General features: G+C 48.4%; 23 protein-coding genes. 15 read left to right on the top strand and 8 right to left on the bottom strand.

The genetic code is table 11. From position 1 onward, the window contains the following. Window positions 1-258 precede the first annotated feature (258 nt). The 8 genes from ACOTY5_RS11250 (at window position 259) to ACOTY5_RS11215 (ending at window position 6,169) form a co-directional block, all read left to right on the top strand. On the top strand, window positions 259-654 hold the full coding sequence (locus ACOTY5_RS11250; protein WP_032623407.1) for a hypothetical protein: 396 nt from the start codon (window positions 259-261) through the stop codon (window positions 652-654). Then, the gene (locus tag ACOTY5_RS11245) at window positions 644-1,000 is read left to right on the top strand and encodes a hypothetical protein (RefSeq protein WP_003862900.1); all 357 of its coding nucleotides are present in this window, start codon (window positions 644-646) and stop codon (window positions 998-1,000) included. Before ACOTY5_RS11250 ends, ACOTY5_RS11245 begins: the two co-directional genes overlap by 11 nt. 674 nt (window positions 1,001-1,674) lie before the next feature. Beyond that, window positions 1,675-1,890, top strand: a complete 216-nt coding sequence (locus ACOTY5_RS11240; protein ID WP_003862898.1) for a hypothetical protein — start codon at window positions 1,675-1,677, stop codon at window positions 1,888-1,890. Next, entirely contained in the window at window positions 1,887-2,246 is a 360-nt protein-coding gene (locus tag ACOTY5_RS11235) for a hypothetical protein (RefSeq protein ID WP_023306878.1), read from the top strand. The genes ACOTY5_RS11240 and ACOTY5_RS11235 overlap by 4 nt, the downstream gene beginning before the upstream one ends. A 16-nt stretch (window positions 2,247-2,262) precedes the next feature. Beyond that, entirely contained in the window at window positions 2,263-3,294 is a 1,032-nt protein-coding gene (locus ACOTY5_RS11230) for a major capsid protein (RefSeq protein WP_003862895.1), read from the top strand. Between the two features lie 131 nt (window positions 3,295-3,425). Then, complete coding sequence (locus ACOTY5_RS11225; protein WP_003862893.1) at window positions 3,426-3,620, top strand: hypothetical protein; 195 nt, start codon at window positions 3,426-3,428, stop codon at window positions 3,618-3,620. Further along, on the top strand, window positions 3,620-5,491 hold the full coding sequence (locus tag ACOTY5_RS11220) for a hypothetical protein (RefSeq protein WP_003862890.1): 1,872 nt from the start codon (window positions 3,620-3,622) through the stop codon (window positions 5,489-5,491). Before ACOTY5_RS11225 ends, ACOTY5_RS11220 begins: the two co-directional genes overlap by 1 nt. After that, window positions 5,492-6,169: a phage baseplate protein gene (locus tag ACOTY5_RS11215; protein ID WP_003862888.1), complete on the top strand. Its 678-nt coding sequence runs from the start codon at window positions 5,492-5,494 to the stop codon at window positions 6,167-6,169. It begins immediately after the preceding gene. A 33-nt stretch (window positions 6,170-6,202) separates the two neighbouring features. Here the strand turns inward: ACOTY5_RS11215 and ACOTY5_RS11210 are convergent, their stop codons facing one another. The 5 genes from ACOTY5_RS11210 to ACOTY5_RS11190 form a co-directional block, all read right to left on the bottom strand. After that, complete coding sequence (locus ACOTY5_RS11210) at window positions 6,203-6,874, bottom strand: EAL domain-containing protein (RefSeq protein WP_003862887.1); 672 nt, start codon at window positions 6,872-6,874, stop codon at window positions 6,203-6,205. A 280-nt stretch (window positions 6,875-7,154) separates the two neighbouring features. Continuing rightward, window positions 7,155-8,405: a tyrosine-type recombinase/integrase gene (locus ACOTY5_RS11205; protein ID WP_003862885.1), complete on the bottom strand. Its 1,251-nt coding sequence runs from the start codon at window positions 8,403-8,405 to the stop codon at window positions 7,155-7,157. Window positions 8,406-8,773: 368 nt separating this feature from the next. Then, window positions 8,774-9,199 (bottom strand): hypothetical protein, encoded by a 426-nt coding sequence (locus ACOTY5_RS11200; RefSeq protein WP_023295378.1) that lies wholly within the window; start codon window positions 9,197-9,199, stop codon window positions 8,774-8,776. Continuing rightward, window positions 9,177-9,590 carry a polymorphic toxin type 44 domain-containing protein gene (locus tag ACOTY5_RS11195; RefSeq protein ID WP_223825176.1) on the bottom strand — a complete coding sequence of 138 codons (414 nt, stop codon included), beginning with the start codon at window positions 9,588-9,590 and terminating at the stop codon, window positions 9,177-9,179. Before ACOTY5_RS11195 ends, ACOTY5_RS11200 begins: the two co-directional genes overlap by 23 nt. Next, a complete protein-coding gene (locus ACOTY5_RS11190; RefSeq protein WP_015571789.1) occupies window positions 9,587-10,078 on the bottom strand; it encodes an Hcp family type VI secretion system effector in 492 nt (163 codons plus the stop codon). The genes ACOTY5_RS11195 and ACOTY5_RS11190 overlap by 4 nt, the downstream gene beginning before the upstream one ends. Window positions 10,079-10,451: 373 nt before the next feature. Between ACOTY5_RS11190 and ACOTY5_RS11185 the strand changes: the two genes are divergently transcribed. The 5 genes from ACOTY5_RS11185 to ACOTY5_RS11165 all read left to right on the top strand — a co-directional run bounded on the left by ACOTY5_RS11185 (window position 10,452) and on the right by ACOTY5_RS11165 (window position 14,325). Beyond that, window positions 10,452-10,595 (top strand): hypothetical protein, encoded by a 144-nt coding sequence (locus tag ACOTY5_RS11185; RefSeq protein ID WP_015571788.1) that lies wholly within the window; start codon window positions 10,452-10,454, stop codon window positions 10,593-10,595. Between the two features lie 258 nt (window positions 10,596-10,853). Further along, a complete protein-coding gene (locus ACOTY5_RS11180; RefSeq protein WP_045141947.1) occupies window positions 10,854-11,522 on the top strand; it encodes an isochorismatase family protein in 669 nt (222 codons plus the stop codon). A 222-nt stretch (window positions 11,523-11,744) separates the two neighbouring features. Continuing rightward, window positions 11,745-12,920 carry an OmpP1/FadL family transporter gene (locus ACOTY5_RS11175; protein ID WP_045141948.1) on the top strand — a complete coding sequence of 392 codons (1,176 nt, stop codon included), beginning with the start codon at window positions 11,745-11,747 and terminating at the stop codon, window positions 12,918-12,920. Between the two features lie 63 nt (window positions 12,921-12,983). Then, the gene (locus ACOTY5_RS11170; protein WP_015571785.1) at window positions 12,984-13,613 is read left to right on the top strand and encodes a winged helix-turn-helix transcriptional regulator; all 630 of its coding nucleotides are present in this window, start codon (window positions 12,984-12,986) and stop codon (window positions 13,611-13,613) included. Between the two features lie 100 nt (window positions 13,614-13,713). Continuing rightward, entirely contained in the window at window positions 13,714-14,325 is a 612-nt protein-coding gene (locus tag ACOTY5_RS11165) for an outer membrane beta-barrel protein (protein WP_032619086.1), read from the top strand. Between the two features lie 59 nt (window positions 14,326-14,384). On the opposite strand, the gene ACOTY5_RS11160 is transcribed toward ACOTY5_RS11165, so the two are convergent. Further along, the gene (locus ACOTY5_RS11160) at window positions 14,385-14,783 is read right to left on the bottom strand and encodes a hypothetical protein (RefSeq protein ID WP_045141949.1); all 399 of its coding nucleotides are present in this window, start codon (window positions 14,781-14,783) and stop codon (window positions 14,385-14,387) included. A 171-nt stretch (window positions 14,784-14,954) separates the two neighbouring features. On the opposite strand from ACOTY5_RS11160, the gene ACOTY5_RS11155 reads away from it, so the two are divergent. Beyond that, window positions 14,955-16,937: an alkyl/aryl-sulfatase gene (locus ACOTY5_RS11155; RefSeq protein ID WP_062934070.1), complete on the top strand. Its 1,983-nt coding sequence runs from the start codon at window positions 14,955-14,957 to the stop codon at window positions 16,935-16,937. Between the two features lie 102 nt (window positions 16,938-17,039). Here the strand turns inward: ACOTY5_RS11155 and ACOTY5_RS11150 are convergent, their stop codons facing one another. Both ACOTY5_RS11150 and ACOTY5_RS11145 read right to left on the bottom strand, forming a co-directional pair. Beyond that, the gene (locus ACOTY5_RS11150; RefSeq protein WP_045141951.1) at window positions 17,040-17,924 is read right to left on the bottom strand and encodes an SDR family oxidoreductase; all 885 of its coding nucleotides are present in this window, start codon (window positions 17,922-17,924) and stop codon (window positions 17,040-17,042) included. Between the two features lie 61 nt (window positions 17,925-17,985). Beyond that, entirely contained in the window at window positions 17,986-18,375 is a 390-nt protein-coding gene (locus ACOTY5_RS11145) for a YdeI family stress tolerance OB fold protein (protein ID WP_003862868.1), read from the bottom strand. Between the two features lie 139 nt (window positions 18,376-18,514). Between ACOTY5_RS11145 and ACOTY5_RS11140 the strand changes: the two genes are divergently transcribed. After that, on the top strand, window positions 18,515-19,018 hold the full coding sequence (locus ACOTY5_RS11140) for a hypothetical protein (protein ID WP_045141952.1): 504 nt from the start codon (window positions 18,515-18,517) through the stop codon (window positions 19,016-19,018). Window positions 19,019-19,021: the final 3 nt, after the last annotated feature.

Raw genomic sequence — 19,021 nt, 5'->3', positions numbered from 1 at the left:
TCCGGTGTAAGTGATAACGGGATCAGGTTCTGGCTTCGTGCGCTGCGAAACATTGGTGTGATTGATATCGACGATGAAAGCCATTATCTATCATTCACGCTGAAACACATCGAACGAGACAATGTAGAATTTATCTACTCTAATTTCTAAAACACACAATAGGGAAACTTTTATGATAACTGCTTTATGGTGGTTCACCATATTCTATGGCGTATACGTTATGACAAGACAAGGAGTTTCCCCCTCTACGAGGAATGAATGGGAAAAAGAAAACGTAACGTAGTTACAAAATTTGAACGAAACGCACAATCATTATTACGAACATCTGATTTTCAAAATCTATCTCGCCTTTCGAAGGAATACAATTCTGTTCCTGGTGAATGGCAAACAACAATAATTGAAGAGAATAGCCCTGCAATGTCTCCTGACGAGATGGGCGCATTACAGGATATTCTCAATAGCTGCCCTGGTGCATTCTGGAAACCCAGGAAGATGAAAATCTTCAATGTGGATTCTTCAAACCTCCACAAATGGCAAATTCTTAATTTCTCCTCATACGAACATTATTGCGGCTGGCTTTCGGTTAATCACCTTAACAATTTAACCCGCGACTTTGACACCCTATTTGATACCAAGGAACATTATGACTCTTAACACTATGGACACCGTGAACATCGTGAACACCCTTATTAACTCTTTCCACGATATCTGGCATTTACCAGCCCTGCGGCTTGTTAATAAGGCGTGGTGTGAGAGAACGCCCTCCGCGCTCCTGGAAGCGATACAATACACAGAACAGGCAATCACCGCCCTTGAACACTGGAGCGCTGCTGTAGAGCACCTGGTGCAGATGAACGGGGATACCGTCACCGTGGATCAGGCGTGGCGCATTGCCAATGACCTTGAAGAGCTTGCTTGCTCCCTGCAATACATCACCGCCGAACTTGCGGAACTGGCAGGAGCCATTGCCGAGAAATACGCAGTAAGCGAATTTGAATAAAAATGCAAGAAAAGTGAATAAAATGTTGGTTTGGGTATTGACAAATTAACAGAAATGTTATAGAATAAGAAGTAGGGATAGTATTCGAATCACTTCACCCTCCTGAATGCCGTTTCCCATAGCGGCACTCTTTCCATCTGAATTTTCTCTCTGAAAGCTGGTTGTTTTCCTTTGTTGTGTTTAGTTCCAAAGGGTGGCGCGGGCGTTCCCACTTGTGTCGGGTGATAACGAACAATCACCGCGCACATTCTCTTTCAGAGAGCATATTCCGTGCTCTAAGCCTTATAACCTCCGTTAGGGATTATAAGCGGTCATACTGAATAAACGCCGTCAGCGGTAGTTACGTTCAGGCTGGCAAATCTTCTATTAATACACTCCCGAAAGTGTCTGGTAGTAGATAGATAAAGAAAGCCTCATTTTATTCCTGGGCGCTGCTACACGCTTTTAAAAATGAGGAGCAATGACGGGCGAAACCTTCTTCTGTTATTCGTAACAGTTGCGCCCTTCATTTTATTCAAGAAACCATTCTTTAACATCATAATCCTCCGAAACGATGACGTTAAAAAATGCTTTCTAACAAGGGCATACTCTCCAGGGCTACTTCGGTAGCCCTTCTCTTTACCCTGCGCACAACATAAATGCTGCACGCAGACACAACGCGAAGGAACAACACAATGTTCTTATTAAACAATCGCGACCGAATCCTAAAATACAAATCCGAAGTGATTCAAGTTAATCCTGAGTTAATAGCTAAAGTGGCTGAAATGGCAGGATGTACCGTTGAAGAAATAGAAAAAGCTGTAGAACAGTATTTCCCTTCTGAGGACACACCTCAACTTAGTATGCAGGAACGGATCGCAATCAAATCCAAGGAAATCAAACAACAATGATTGTAGACCTAACCGAACTTTTCCCAATTCGTAAGAGTTTCACTGACGTAGTGAGCTACGCCACTGATTCTTTTGCAGCCGTAGAAGGCCGTGTTTTCGACCTGCCAGCAGATATTGATTGCGGCGATGTTATCGGCGCTGATGGCGCTCTATACACCTCCGGCGATGATGCCTTTGTGGTGGTGTCCGATGCCGTCAGTGCTGGCGACGGTAAAACGGTAAATGTCCTACGTGCGCCTAATGTTGGCAGCTTCGTAGCATTGAAAGCCGACAACCTGAACGCAGCGAATCACGCCGCAGCTATCACCACGCTCGAATCCAAAGGGTTCGTATGCCGTCCATTCTTCACCTCTTAATCAAGGATGATCATTAATGACTAAAATCGCAATCGGGCGCGATCTGGTGGACTTAGCGCCAATCTTCCAGGCCCTGCCGGAACGTAACTACCTTATGAATGCCCTCGATCTATTCGACGGGGTAGGCGTCCAGAATCCGAAAGTGGTGGTAACACAGCTTCTGGATGATAACTACAGCCTGTTTAACACTCCGCAGAGCCGTTATTCATCAAACCACGACACTACCGCGCGTCAGAATGGTAAAGAATATTTGGTGGAGATTCCTTGGTTTGCAAGGGAAGACACCTTCAAACCAGTAGACGTACAAGGGAAAAGGGTACAAGGCACTGATTACGAACAAACCGTTACCGACCTGTACACCGAGTACACTGGGAAACATAAAATTGCTTACCTTCGTACCCGTGAATCTTACCTTGCACGAGCACTGTTCAAAGGTGAAGTGTACACCCCTGCAACTGATGACCTGCTGATCTCTTATGCTGAATTGTTTGGCGTTGTGCCAATGACAGCCAGCGTGAGTGCAGCGACAGCGGCACAGGATTTTGATGCCATCTTAGACAAAGTTCAGGCTGCCGCAGGTGGATTGGCTGGTCAGATTGAACGAGTGATCGTATTCGCTAAACCTGCTGCATTTAGCCAGATTCGCTTCTCTGACAGTATGTCTAAGGTGTTCCAGTATGTAGCGCCATACGATGAACGTAACCTGTTCTATCAGCGTCACGAGCTTCTACCTGGTGTTTCAACCTTTAGTTTGCCTGGTGCGCCTATCGACATTGTTAAAGTGACAGATCCGCTGATCCTGGCACAGATGCCGGACGATGCCGACATGGTGGCGGTGCCTGTGTTTAGCAAAGGCACAAATGCTTATCAGAACATCTACGGCGCTGCCAGCGGCAACTTCGCGCTGATCGATGCTGCACCTGCTGAATACTACTCCTGGGGCTACCTGAGTGAACGAGGAGATGCTTACCACGTTATGCACGAGAATTCGGCGTTATGTGTGAACCATGCGTTAGGTATGCAGGTGAAAATCACCATCACTGCTTAATGAGCAAGCGGCAGCCTGCCGCTGGAAATAATCAGGCGTTTTAATGAGGGATGCTCACTAATCCACAGCGCAATTGTGGCTCTGGTTGCATCCCTTTTTTTATTTCCCCCATAACAAGAGGAAAAATAGAGGTGGAACTCATACTTAAATCAAATCGTGGCCTACACGTCCGACTGAGTGCAGACGATGCAGAAGGGCTGCTCAAGGTGAGCCAGCTTTGCGAGCTATTAGAAATTTCGTATACGGGCGTTAGAGCGCGTATTTTCCGTGGTGATACCGTCGAAGCGGCAATTCATCACTTCCTTGATCAGAAAGGCGGTGAATAATGTCAGGTGGACTAATCGTTAATACGAGTACGATCCGTAATACCGTCGAATTCGTGGTGGATCGTAATTCAATGAAGGAAGCTATGGACGCTTTCGATCAAATTCAGAAGAAAGCCAAAGGCATTAAAGACCCTACGTTGAACATGAAAAGATTCAGCCAGGGGCTAAAATCTGCTGAAAGGGAACTCAATAAGCTGAATAAGAAAGCGTCAAAGCCTCGTAATAGCGATGAACGAGAAAAGGCAAGGGCAGCTAAGGCGCAAGCCCGTGTAGAGGCTCAGGCAGCGAAAGAGGCCGCAAGAAACGCACAGCGCCGTGAACGGGCTGAATTGAAGCTATTGGACACTGCCAGCAGCTTTAGAAGTATGCAACACCTTACCAACGTCGAATTGACCCAGGCGGCACTGGCAGCGTCACGCATAACTAAGGCGTACTCTCAGGGAACGATCAGCCTCGCCAGGCAAAACAGCGAGATCAAAAGACTCCAGCAGAGCTACAGACGCATTAACGCAGAGCGTAGGGCAGCAGCAAAGGCGGGAGGGGCTAACGCTCTTGGTGGCGGTGGTAAGGCTACAGGGGCTATCTCTGGCTCTCTGATGGGCTTAGGCACTGGTGCGCTTGCTGGCGCTGGTATCGGGGCGGCGGCTTATGGCGCTTATTCATGGGGGAAAGAGGCTGTTACAGCACAGGAAGAGCGTAGCGAAATCGTCGCAAGGGCGCGCTTGGGCGGTGTAGATTATAACGTCCTCCAGGCACTTTCCCAGTATGCCACGGCTAACGGGATTGATTCCGGTATGGGGCTGCAAGGACAACGTAAGCTACTGGACTCGGGAAAAGATATCTCAGAAAAGCTGGCAGACAGCTACACCAACAGCACCTTTGATAAGAAGTCTGGACAATGGAAAGGCGGGAACGCTGCTGTAGATACAGCCCTGAACATGGGATTCACTAAAGACGATCTGAAATCCTACCAATCCAATCCGTTTGGCTTCGTCTCTGCTTACACCAACACCATGCAGGGGAAAGGCTATTCACAAGAGCAAATCCTTCATAACCTGGAAGACCTTGCAGACGATTTAGGCTTGTATCACAAGGCATTTTCTAATCAAGGAAAAGCGATCACTGATCAAGTGGACGTGCTCAAGCGTAACGGTCAGTGGTTGAATCAGGAGCAGCAAGATCAGCTTGTGGCCTACCGTAAGTTTAACCAGGAACTTAGCATTCTCTCCGATAGCCAAAAGCTGGCATTCTTCGAAGGTTTTATGTCAGAGATTGACCCTGAAACCATGCGAGAGTTTAAAGAAGCGATGCAAGACGCTTTACCCTTTTTCAAGGGGATCGGGCGGGCGGCGGGGGATGCTGCCGTAGGATTGCTGAAACTCACTAACTGGATCACAGGCAAGCTAAACCTTCTGAACGGTGACAACACCTCTAAAGAAGCGGTGAGCCAGCATTACGGCACTACGTCAGCACCTGCACAGCCAGGAAGTAACCCTGTGGCTAACACTTACGGAGCCAGCCAGCCTAAAGCAGACGGTCATGAGCCTAATGTATTCGACACAATGCGTGAATGGTGGAACGGGACAAGCGACGCTAAGGACGTGAGCAGCTACGCGCAGAGCACCAACGGAGATTACTCTCCTGTTTCAATGTTGAAACAGAGTGCAGCAGCGCCAGCTAAGCCAGCCAATGCACCGATCATGCAGCCTGTAGTGTTGCAGAATCAGCTACCGGAAGGGCTTATCCATCTAACTATTTCTCCTGATCCGACATTCGGAAACATGCTGAATGCTACCGTTGATCAGCGTATCAATGATAACAATCAGCGTATGGTGCTTGCTGTTTCATCTGGACAAGGGACGGGAGGCTAAATGGCAACACCTGGAAGTCTAACAATCGGGGGCAGCGATGCCTCCCGTATCAATTCAACCTCGAATAGTAATAATAGCAGTGCTACCCGCACCAAAGGTGAAAACGGATTCACCATCCTTGCATCTGTATATAATTCGTCCTCAGATAGCTATATTCAGAACTATCAGGCGATAGTGTTTGATGCCGTGACGGATACGGGAATACGCAGACAGGCTGATATTACCAGCTATCCCGTTGAGAGCGGGGCAGAGGTGAGCGATCACGTTCAGATTAAGAATAATACATTCAAGCTATCGGGGATTATTTCCGAAACTCCGGTGAGGCTGGAAAAGGATTTGTTATACAGCGCTGGTGTGAATGGCACTCGTATCAGTCAAGCTATCGAATACCTCGATAAGATGTTTGAAAGTCGCCAGCCCATCACATTAGTGACAGAGCACAAAGTGTACGATAATGTTATTCTCTACGGTATTTCCTACGATTATAAATCTGAATACGCGATGCAATTCGATCTTGAATTTGAACAGATCAGGCTTGTCAGTAAAGCTACAGTTAATGTGATTGCAACTAAAACGCAGGGAAATAAATCTGTAGGCGGTACGGTGAAACAGAAGGTGGTGAACAATGCACCTAAGAAAACTGAATCTGACACTGTTACGACGGAGTTTAAAAAATGAGGGGCTTATGCCCCTTTTTTGATGGTTTCAACACTAAAGCAATGAATCCACATTTTTAAAAGGGACAGATTTAAAAAGATAGCCCTGTAATCCCCAAATTCCCACCTCACGCAGTAACCCCATATGATCTCTATTCTCAATCCCTTCAATAATAATTTTGTCGCAGTGTTTTTTGATTGATGCAATCAACGGGTTGAAGGTTGGTTTCTGCACCTGTTCATTAAAGAAGCAGCGATCTACCTTTACAACCTCAAAGTATCCTTCGATCAAACTAACTACATTCGCGTTTCCTGCGCCAAGGTCATCGAGCCATAGCCCATTTACACCCTGGCTCAGCGATTTTAATAAGGGACTTTTCAATCCCTTATCCAAACCAGGGAAATGCTCAGAAAGTTCAAGTTTGACGAATGGCATAGATTCAAATGCTTTTATCAATGTTTGATCGTGCCGAACGAGAAAAGCCATTTGTTGATCAATGTTTAGTGTGCAAAAAAGTTTATTTAGTTCGAACCACTTTTGTTTGCTGGAAATGATACCGCATTGTTCGTATAGAAAGAGCCGCTTCCTATCTAAATCCCAAGATGAAATAACAAAGTCAGGATGACAAGGACGGCCATCATTGGAAATGAAACGAGTTAAAAGTTCAACGCCCATTAATCTCTCGTCAACATTCATTATTGGGTCTGCAATATAAATGTGTTCCATACTAATTGCCCATTTTAGTTATGTACTGATTATCATCTAAAAAATACCATTTATCAATAAAAGCGATCAATAATTTGTTTTTGATCGTTGTAATCTATTAATTTTTGGTGATTGATTTTTTTAAAAGTTGTTTGAGTAAATAAATTCTGTCATCCTTTTTTATCTTTTATTTATTATTTATCAATTGGTTGGTTGTTTTTTTTTGTGAGAGCTAAGCTCGCAGGTATGAGCAAGGTGAATAGCAGCGCATCAAAAAAATAATTTGACATTAGTTATAAATTTATGCGTGGGGAGCTTGCTCCTCTTTGTTTAATTCTGGGAAAGTGATCTCTGGATAGGCCACCATTTCCACATAGTCGGATAGCTCTTTCATGGAACACCCCGCGCTGTAGGTTTTGAATGCTTCTGTGGCAGCGGCTTGGGAAGAGTGTCCCGTGATGTAGCCGATCCGTTGTTCGGGTACTCCGGCACGGTCGAGACACGTGATAAAATGCCCCCTCAAACTGTGAAAGCATTGACGGTCTGTAGCCATAGGCACTACGCGACGCCGTAAGCGGGTGAATGCTTGGGAATAGAATGGTCCTTTCTTACCGTCTTTGCGTTCAATCTTGTTAGCCTGTGGTAACAGGTAATCTCCAGTGTTCAAACTCAGATAATAATCCACCATGCCGATCAGAAAAGCATGGATAGGAATGTGTCTAATCCCTGCCTTCGTCTTGGATTTGCTAATGTAGAATGTCCGTATCCCTTCCACCATAACGATCTCTTCTTTCTTCAAGCTGGCTATTTCGTCCAGCCTTGCACCAGAGAACAAACCGATCAGAATAACTGCTCGTAGCTCTTCGTCTGCTTCGTTGAGTAGTGTAGATAGCTGATGCCATTCAAACGGCTGATAGCTTTCAATTGTGCGCCGCGCTTCAAGGTTGTGACCATGAAACGGATTTAGGGGGGCTATAGCGTCATAGCGGCGTTTGGCGAACTCGTAGAGGCTACCTAACGATGTAAGCCAGTTTTGCACGGTCTGGGGCGCTACATCGCGTTTCTGCTGCTCTTCTATGAAGTCTGTAACTAATCGGCGTCCAATCTGATCCAGGCTGATATCAACTTTCCCAATACTCTGGAGAAACACCTCAACGGCTCGCGCCGATTTGCTCAGTGTGGAGAATGATCTCCGATCCTGGTAGGCAGTAGCGTATTCATCTCGTAAGAAGCACAGGTGAGGAATCGAACTGGCTCGCTCTTCAATCAATGGTTTATTCTTGTTCTTCCTGATTTGAGAGTGCAGGGAAGTGATCGCAAGCTGAATACGCTTATCCTCAGTATCAGGCTTGAACTGTTCTTTAAGGTTGTTCCACTCTACCAGCATGTGGTTACGGAAGTGACGCGCCTTGTAGATATCTCTTGTCCCTGTACTTTTCCGATACAGGCGCTTCCCGCCGAACATGTGACGCATATAAGACGGGATGTAGATTTGAAACTGCCATACACCGTCCGGTGAAAGATAAAGATACTCCTGGCCCTTGATTGTCATGAGACTGATCCTCTAAAATCTCGCAATCAAGTATCAATAATAGTTACTATGTTGATTCGATGATCGTCGCGTTGCGGAAATTATGAAACAGAGTTTCGATTCCCTTCGCCCGCTCCAGAATTTCCCCAAGTAGAACCGTTCAAAAACTTTCTTTATTTCAGTAGGTTGCTCAGTAGCGCTGACTAACTTGTTTAGGCGTTATGTCCTGTAGAGCATTGACGTCCTCCCTGCACACGAAATGCAGGTAACCCTCTGACAGTCTTATGAAATCGCTGTGCTTCGCTTGTCTTCTAACCTCTAAGGGGCTTAATGGTTTCTGTTGTCTAAAACCAGAAGAGAAAGAGCCAGCGTGGCAGCTGGCTATGTTTTTAGTATGGTGATGCGGTTAAATAGACAGGGACGGAGTAGATCGAGCCACCTGCCAGATAATCCGCAGGGCTGTGAAAGGTGTAAATGGTTCCCTTCACGGAAAGGTAGATCGCGTTATTCTCGACCTTCTTCAATGCATCTTTGTCCGTGGTGATCATGAAAGGCTGGTGATCGTTCTCCAGACTCGCCATAAACGCTTTATCATCTTTGGTTACATCATAGAGATAGAAACGGTAGGAAAAGCCTGTGGTGGCTCCTGCACTCGCTTCTGTGATGTAAAGATTAGCCAGATTGTTAACTTTCACCTTCTTAATAATCACTTGCTCAAGTGGTGAGAAGTGCAGCAAGTTGTATATCCCATAGGCGACAACAGCCAACAGGATCAGAAGTAGATACCGCTTCTTAAAAACCTGTGCGTTTTGCATAGTCGATACCCGCTCTTATCCAGTACTGGTCGTTAGGATCATCACCGTAAGGCGTTGAGCCAAACCAATCACCAAAAGCCGGATCCGTTGTTCCTGCGCGGCTTTGCGCCCATCCTGCGCCTCTAAGTAATACTTCGCCGGAAATCCCCGCAGCGTGGCCAACAGCACCATAATGGAAGTTTCCGAAGCTCTCGAACTGTCTCCCGTGCTGTTTGTAATCCCACGGACCATGGCCTCTTACCTGCTGATAAAACCATGCATAGGTAAGGGCTGACGGGCCGCGGTGAAAGCGAGCCATCATCATATTATTGACGATATTCACACCTGGCGGGGCGAAAGATGACACATCAAAAGGCGGATGAGGTGATGCTGCTAATGTTGGGTATCTCACGCTTGCGCTCTCTCATTCCATGCATCGGTAAACTGAACGTTGCCATCGCAGTATTTCCACGTGATTTTTTCATAGCGAAGTTCTACACACTCGAGGTGGTTGTGCTTCTCTTTGGTCGGATCTTTGGTGTCGTGCATCACTGGAGAAACGCCGACAACTCTCACACTTTCAAGCAGGATGTTGAAGTATTCCGCTTCCTGTCCTGCGTCGTTGATCTTATACCATTTGAACTCAGCAGATTTAAGCGTCTGACCAGTAGCAACAGCTTTATAAAGATAAGGGGAGGAGCTATCAAACTCTTTTTGAATTAGCACGGCAGAGTGCTTGCGGGTTCCTGTGATCTTTCCAGTCATTAAGTCCGTTGGAATGCTGAGATTATGGGAAAATCCAGTGATCTCAATGCTGCCCTCACGATCCTGAACATCTACAGACCCTTTAATATCTGCGCCACCGTCATCTTTAAGCCATAGGTAAGCTGGAATAGCCATTTTCACTTTTTCCTCATGCTGTTATAAAAAAAACCATAGAGAAAGTGTACCTATATGTGAGAGGGCAATAAACGATTAAATCTAACAAAATCATTAATTTAAATGTAATTAAATTTTAGTTAAGTTAAACTAAAGGGAAGGTAGGCATTGCACCCTCTCGATTATTGCAAAGCCCGTATGTAATCTGGCAAGGCTTTCAATTGGCTATCTTTCATCGCCGGAACAGGAATACCCCTATCAGTCTTTCCTGTACTGGCGTACCTGCTTCCCCTTTCGTTCATTGTTATGATCGGTTGTCGGCATAACACGCTAAGTTGCACATTTCCTGTACCCTGGATACCCTGAGATTAATCCTAATAACTCAAGGGTGAGTATGGCTACCGGGAAGAGAAAGAACCAAAAGGAATCACCTGAAGAAGAGTTAGATCGCTTGCTGGATGAGCTTGAACTCACAGAGGAGCAACGGGAGTTTATCGAATCCATGCGGGAGGATAAGGGCGATCCCAGTAGTGAGTAACGCTTGCCTTCAGCCGAACGAATACGAATGGCCGCATAACGGCATTGTAAAGATCTCTTCTCCTCACGAGGGCTTTCCGTCAGCGTCGATGGCTCAGCGTACCGTGCCAGAAATTGTCCTGAAATGATGCGGTATTCAGACCGGATCGAACTACTATTCATTATGATTTATCAATGCATTATACCCTAACCATGTGCATGTAAAATCGCGGAGCCGGAAAGTTGACGGCAATGTAAAAGAAATCATGAGGAAAGAAATATGGCTGCTACAAACGGTATGATTGATACTGATGACGCTGTAATTTTACTCATCGACCATCAGAGTGGCTTATTCAACACGGTACGTGATGTGCCTGTACCAGACCTTCGTAATTATGTGACAGCGATAGCCAAAGTTGCCACGCTTTTAAATATCCCGGTGATCACCACGGCCTCTGTTCCTGACGGTCCCAATGGCCCGCTCATCCCGGAAATTCACAAATATGCACCCCATGCCGTGTATGTTCCACGCACCGGGCAGATTAATACCTGGGATAATCCGGCGTTTGTGAAGGAAGTGGAAAAGACGGGCAGAAAGACCCTGATTATTGCCGGCACGCTTACCAGCGTCTGCATGGCGTTCCCTGCGGTTAGCGCTGTCCAGGAGGGGTATAAGGTTTACTGTGTTGTGGATGCCTCGGGGAACTGGTCCAAAATCGCGACCGATACCACCATCGCGCGCGTGACTCAGGCGGGGGCGATCCCTACCGATACGTTTGCCATTGTCGCTGAATTAATGAGAACCTGGAACCGCGAGGAAGGTTCTCGCTTTGCTGAGATCCTGGCAGAGCATGTCTGTCCGGAATATAAGTGCCTGATTGAAAGTTTCGGCAAAGCTCAGGAAATTGCCAGAACGGGCCCGGAAACCAATCTGGAGCATTATAAGTAAGGCCGGATAAACCTGAACAAAATTCCTGGATTTTATCGTCCTGTACCTGAACGTATTACAGGTGCAGGACGTAGCGGCGCCTTATTCCGGACGTCGCTGAATTGTCAGAGATATTAAGAGGGGCTGAACCGCGCATAATTTAAAATTAAACCCTCTTCCTTTTTACGTCATCAGGCGCCCCTGTTATATCTGTCGGCAAATTTTTTATTTCCCGGATCGCAGATGAAAACACGACTCCTCCTGTGCGCGGGCTTATTTGCCGCCTCCAGTGCCCATGCCAGCGCCCTCTATTTTTATGAAGCCGGCACCGAAGATACCGCGCTTGCCGGAGCAGGGCAGGCGGCTCGTGCGCAGGATGCCTCGACAATCATGACCAACCCTGCTGGCATGACGCGCCTGCCGGATCATATGGTCACTGGCGGGTTACAGGTTATGGATGGCTCCATCGACAACCAGCTGGATAACCATGCCCATCAAAGCCCCGGCGACGTGATGAAAACCATCCCGAATGCCAGCGCCTTTTATAGCCAGAAGATAAACGATGATCTTTATGCCGGGATCGGGCTTTACGGTAATTACGGTCTGGGGATCGATTACGGTAGCTGGGCGGGCGACAGGCTGATTAAAAAGAGTACCCTGGTTGCAATGACGCTCAGTCCGTCACTGGCATACAAGCTCAACGACCGACTCTCAATAGGGGCGTCCGCCAACGTTAATTACGGTTATTTCTCGCTGACCCGCAACGTTAATGATAATGACTATCGGCAGCATGATGAGGACTGGGCCATGAGCTATCGGCTTGGGCTACTCATGCAACTGACCGACCAGACGCGAGCCGGTATTACATGGAACAGCGAGACGAACTATCGCTACTCTGTTAACGGCAAAGCTCGAGTACAGAATGGTGCCTACGACCTCCCGGTGTCGGCACAAATCAGCGCGCCGCAGCAAATCATGCTCAGTCTTGTGCATGATATTAACCCTCGGTGGTCGGTTATGGGCGATCTCGGCTGGCAGGACTGGAGCCAGTTCGGTGCCCCGCAAATCGTCGTTGGGGATCGGCAACTGAACAACGTCAGCCGCATGAAGGATACGTGGCACGGCGCGGTGGGCGTGCAGTATCGTCCAACACCTCAGTGGCGACTGAATACCGGTGTGGCGTTCGACAGCTCTCCGTATGAGAGTCAGAGTGATGTGGCCTTAACTTTACCCACCGGGGATGAGTGGCGATTTGGCACGGGAGCCCAGTATCAGATCACCCCGGCCAGCAATATTGGTATTGCCGTGTCGTATCTTCATATTCAGTCGTCGCATGTGAAATCCCCGACGGCGTTTGCCGGAAGTTACGATCATCCTTATCTTTGGTTTGCCAGCGTCAACTACAGCTATCAGTTTTGATCGGCTAACCGCTTAAAATATATGGTCTATAATGGCAGATATTGAATGTCAGAAGGTTGTACCATGCATATTTTACCGCCTGTTCGACCCGAAAAATCCATCGAAAGACTGACCGCCATCCTTGAGCCGATAGCGGAGAAAGTGCACGTTGTTCCGCGTAAGCGACTCACCTGGTTACGGAAGGGGAAACAGCAGATGTACCTCTTTCTGGAAGGAGAGCTGTCCCTGCTGCGGGCTTCGGATGGACTGGTGGTAGTGACCGTTTACGAGCCGCATTTGTTTGGTATTGCAGAGATGATCCAGCCTACGCAGGGGCACCTTCTCCGTGCTGAAAGAGAGTCGACTATTTTACGTCTCGATGCGGACAAGGCGGCTGAGTTGTTTCGTGCCGAGGGCGTCTGGGAGGATGTCGCCGCGCTACTCTCATACCATACGGCCTATTTAATATTCCGTGATGCCCAGGTACTCCAGCAGCGTACCTATTCCGTTATTCGTAACCACCTTCAGGAAATGATTTTGCTCCCGGAAGAGACGCGTTTGCGTACCACGATTCTGGAATATATCCAGGATCGTACGCTGCTCTCTCGCAGCAGTATACTCAATGTATTATCTGCCCTTAAGCAGGGGGAATATATCGCCTTTAAGCGCGGTGGATATCTGCTTGAGGTCAGACATTTACCCGAGTCATTCTAGCGGAAGTTTAAAATTAAACAGAAATGCAATTAACGCTACCGTTAATTTTCTATATCGTTTGCTTTCTCAGATTTAACATTATCAAGTAAACGGTATATTTATGAAAAAGACAGTTATCGCATTGATTATGGCTAATGCATTTACCGCCACTTCCGCGTTCGCCGCCGCTGATGCGGGCACCTGGTATAGCGGGGCTAAATTCGGCTGGTCTCACTATTTTGATACCAATATGGGTTCAAAAGCGTTTGAGAACACGTATTCCGATCACTTCGATTTTAACCATGATAATGTCGGCGGGGGTGTTTATACGGGTTATCAGATTACCCCATGGCTTGCGGTAGAAGGTGGTTATGATTATTTAGGTAACATGCAGATTAAAGGTCAGCATGGCGCCGGGGCGCAAATGAAGACGCAGGGCCTGCAAATGTCTCTGAAGGCCAGTTATGCCCTGACCAGTGACTGGGATATTTACGGCCGTGCCGGCGCAATGGGCTATCGCGCTGAATCCGATGTAAGTGGTCACAATCGTTTTGAAACCGGTGTGCGCCCGCTTGCAGCCGTGGGTACTGAATACGCTTTCAATAAAAACTGGGCGGGCCGCCTGGAATATCAGTGGGTAAGCAACGTGGGCAATGTTAACCAGATCGGCGTGAGCAGCGACCTGAGTTCCGTCACCGCAGGGCTTAGCTATCGCTTTGGTCAGTACGACTGATGCCCGTGATATGCCCATTAATAAAAACCCGGCTGCTTATGTTGCCGGGTTTTTTATTTTCAGCTGGTGAATAACGGTTCAAGAATGATATGAATATTTTGCAGGCCCGTGACATTATTATCTTTCAGGTATTGCTGATTAACCATATCTAACTGTTCCAGTTTGGTCAGCGAGGCATAGACGCATTGAACGTCACTGTCCGCAACAAAAATTTCTTTTGCGGTGGTGTCCTGTAGATACTGTGATTTTACGCTGCGCGTTAAGGTCTCGATCTGCTGTTTATTTTCCTGATAAAGAGACGCGATATGCGATATCTGTGCCTGCGGCGGTTTTTCCCCCGGCAACACCAGTGGAATTTGCAGATGATTAATTTTTTCAACATTGTCTGGTTGGGGAGAACTACAGGCTGTTAATGTGCTGAGGGTTAATACAGCGAAAAAGAACGGCAGGCTCTTCATCGAATCACTCCGGGGAAATAACTGGACTCAGCATTATCCCTTAAGGACGCAGTGACGAAAGAATAAACTAATTTATTTATAAACGTTATTTCCATAGGTTAAAGATAAGCCTGGTGATAGCCTCCTTTCCCCCCATGTACCGCCAGCGTGAATATAACTCCTCGAGGAAGTATGAAATTTAAAACTCTCGTTAGTGCGATAGCCGTTGCTGGTCTGCTATTAGTGTCGTTGACCTCATTGCCTGTCCTGGCACAAAAGGAAGGGAAGGGAGCCACTGTCCATACGAAAGAGATGAATGATGCACTTTATGGTCAACTGCCCTTCTTCGATAAGACGGATTTCCGAAATGCGCACAAAGGCTTTATTGCCCCGCTGCCACCCGCGGTGATTAAAGGCGAAAAAGGCGCCGTTATCTGGAACCCCCAGAAATACGCTTTTATCAAAGAAGGGCAAAAAGCGCCGGATACCGTCAACCCGAGCCTGTGGCGTCAGGCGCAGCTGAATACTATTGGCGGTCTGTTTGAGGTCACGGAAGGCGTCTACCAGATCCGTAACCTCGATCTGTCGAATATGACGATTATAGAGGGCAAAGAGGGGATCACGGTTATCGATCCGCTGGTGTCTGCGGAAACGGCCAAAGCGGGCATGGATCTTTACGTTCAACATCGTGGCAAACGCCCGGTTGTTGCCGTTATTTATACCCATAGTCATGTCGATCATTATGGCGGCGTGCGTGGCGTAGTCGATGAAGCGGGAGTGATAACCGGCAAAGTGAAAGTCTATGCTCCAGCAGGTTTTATGGAAGAGGCGGTATCGGAAAATATCATGGCCGGAAATGCCATGAGCCGCCGTGCCAGTTATATCTACGGAAACCTGTTAAAGGCCAATGTAAAAGGTCAGGTAGGGGCGGGTCTGGGGACGACCACCTCAGCCGGGACGGTCACGCTTATCGCGCCCACTCACGCCATTACCGAAGACGGGCAGAAAGAGATCATCGACGGTCTCACCTATGATTTTATGCTGGCGCCGGGGTCGGAAGCGCCGTCTGAAATGCTCTGGTATGTGGAAGAGAAAAAGCTGATTGAAGCAGCAGAGAACGTCACTCACACCCTGCACAATACTTACTCGCTGCGCGGGGCGAAGATACACGATCCGCTGGCATGGTCAAAATACATCAATAACGCCCTCGATCGTTGGGGGGATAAAGCGGAAATTATTATCGCGCAGCACCACTGGCCCACATGGGGTAATAAGAAAGTGGTGAAGCTGATGAAAAGCCAGCGTGATATCTACCGCTATATCAACGACCAGACGCTGAGGCTGGCGAATAAAGGGCTGACGAGGGATGAGATAGCCGCTAATTTCGCCCTGCCTTACGGGCTGGCAAAATCCTGGGCAGGCCGTGGCTATTACGGCTCGGTAAGTAACAATGTCAAAGCCACCTATGCCTACTATCTTGGCTGGTTCGACGGAAATCCGGCGACGCTCAATGAACTGCCTCCGGTCGAGGCAGCGAAAAAATATGTCGATTACATGGGCGGAGCCCGCGCGATCCTTGAAAAAGCCCGGGTTGATTATGCCCGGGGAAATTACCGCTGGGTGGCGCAGGTAGTGAGTAAAGTCGTTTTTGCCGATCCAAATAATAAGGCGGCGCGCGAACTGGAAGCGGACGCGGTTGAACAGCTGGGATACCAGGCCGAGTCAGGACCCTGGCGTAACGCCTACCTCACCGGTGCGCAGGCGTTGCGTAACGGCGTGAAGAGGATGCCGACGCCCAACACCGCCAGCCCGGATGCGGTCCGCGCCATGTCGACTGAGATGATTTTTGACTACTTCGGCGTTCACCTTAACGGCGTCAGAGCTGCGAATGCCAGAGGGATTTTTAACGTTGATCTGGGTCGCGAGGGCGGCAGGTACAAGCTGGAGCTGGAGAATGGCGTGCTGAACCATAGCGCCAACGCTCAGGCAGAAGATCCGGATGCAACCATCACGCTCAGCCGCGAAACGCTGAATAAAATCATCCTCAAAGAGACCACGTTGAAAAAGGCGCAACAGGCAGGAGAGGTGACGATCGTCGGCAATGCCGCGAAGCTAAACGAAATGCTGCGCTGCATGGAGAGCTTCAGCTTCTGGTTTCCTGTCGTCACCCCTTAAACGTAAAAAAGGCTGCTTTCGCAGCCCTTTAGCATTCGCCTGCAACAATTTGCCGGGTGGCGGCTTCGCCTTACCCGGCCTACACTCTGCGCGCCTTGAGCGCTAGATGACGCCATCCCCGCCGTCTGAACACCACACCTGCCCGGAGGTGTATGAACACTCATCCGAGGCCAGGGTGACATACAGCGGTGCGATCTCCACGGGCTGTCCCGGGCGTCCCAGAGGGGTACTCTCGCCAAAATGTTTCACTTTTTCCTGTGGTTGCCCACCGCTGGGCTGAAGTACGGTCCAGTAAGGTCCCGGCGCTACCGCGTTCACGCGGATCCCCTTCGGTCCCAGCTGTTTCGCCAGCGCTTTGGTAAACACCGCGAGACAGGCTTTGGTCTGCGCATAGTCAAGCAGTACGGCGCTCGGTTTCACCGCCTGTACAGATGAGGTGTTAATGATGGAGGCGGGGGCTTTCATGTGGCGCAACGCCGCCTTTGTGATCCAGAAAGGCGCATAGACGTTGGTCTTAAAGGTCGCGTCAAAATCTTCCGTGGTCAGTTCTTCCAGCGACTCACGGTACTGCTGGCGGCCTGCGTTATTCACCAGGATATCCAGCCCGCCCAGTTTTGAGACGGCCTGCTCCACAAGGCTCTGACAAAAAGTTTCGTCCCGCACATCGCCCGGAAGCGCGACGGCATTCCGTCCTTCCGCTTTAATCAGGGCGATGACTTCCGCTGCGTCTTCTTCCTCTTCCGGCAAATAGTTAATCGCGACATCTGCCCCTTCGCGGGCATAGGCAATGGCTACCGCGCGTCCTATGCCGGAATCGCCCCCGGTAATTAGCGCCTTCTTACCGGCAAGACGACCATGCCCTTTGTAGCTCTTCTCGCCGTGGTCGGGTACGGGTTCCATCTCAGAGGCCAGGCCCGGTGGCGTCTGGGGCTGCTCCGGGAAAGGTGGCGTTGGGTGAGCGTTCGTACGTTGTTCATTATCACTCATAGCTAACTCCTTGTTAGGGGTGAGATTTGATGGATAGTTACAGCGTTAACGCTTCGCTGAATTATTTTTGCAAGTGGCTGACCCGCACTACGGGTGGGGATGATTTTTTATCGAGCGAGCCGCTAATACTGATCATGTTGTCAGGTTCCACGGTTCTGTCGTCAAATACGGCTTTCGGGATAATAACGTCGATTTTCCCGGTTTTATCCTGGAAAACGTATTTATCGCCATTGCCATCAATAAGATTGCCGCGCAATGAAATAGAGGCACCATCATGCATCTCTTTCGCCTGAGTAATGGTCATAATGCGCGCATCATCGGTACCACGATAACCGCTGTCCAGCGCATGCGGCGGTGGCGGCGCGTCACCCTTTTGTAACCCGCCGTTATTATCTGCCCATGCAGTAGGGATAATTAATATTAACAAGGCTGAAATCACTGATAATTTCATCTGATATCCTTCATTTTGGATGTCTTGACTTATTAAGTATTGTTGCTATTCCTTTATGTGGCAAATGTGATAAGTCTTAAAAGCATTTGCACAGGAAAATCATAAATTTCGGCAATTAAGCGAAACGGTGACCACAGCCATGGAACCAAAAAATGAAAAAGTGCCTGGGATAAAAGAGAGTAGCCGTTTACTGACGTTTGAGTATGCATTTCGCCAGGTGGGTTTTATTGTGCTGTTAGCTATTATCGTGGCCGCGATAGCCGGCCTGTTTTCCAGCGGCGCGGTCAGCGACGTGGAGAAAACAAACGAAGCAAAATCCCTGACCCTGAGCTATGAGCGCTTCGGTCGCCGCCAGACCGAATCGCGGATGGCACTGACGTTTCCGGTGACGTCTGAGGGGAAATATACCCTCAGCATGACCAGCGAAAGCAGCGACGCATATGAGCCCGGCAGCGTCTGGCCACAGCCGGACAGCATGTACAGCCGGGGGAATACCCTGTTTCTCGTCTACGATCGTTTACAACAGACCGATAAATTTACCGTTTTGTTATTCATCACGCCGTCAAAAGCAGGGAAGTGGACAAACAGCATCCGCGTAAACAACGAGCCAGATATCCGTTTCTGGCAGTTTATTTACCCCTAGGAG

The sequence above is a fragment of the Enterobacter cloacae complex sp. SHL018 genome (assembly GCF_049237905.1).
In the GTDB taxonomy this organism is placed as follows: Bacteria; Pseudomonadota; Gammaproteobacteria; order Enterobacterales; family Enterobacteriaceae; genus Enterobacter; species Enterobacter hormaechei_C.
Note: the sequence above shows the minus strand (reverse complement) of the source record. Positions and strands in the feature narration are given on the sequence as shown.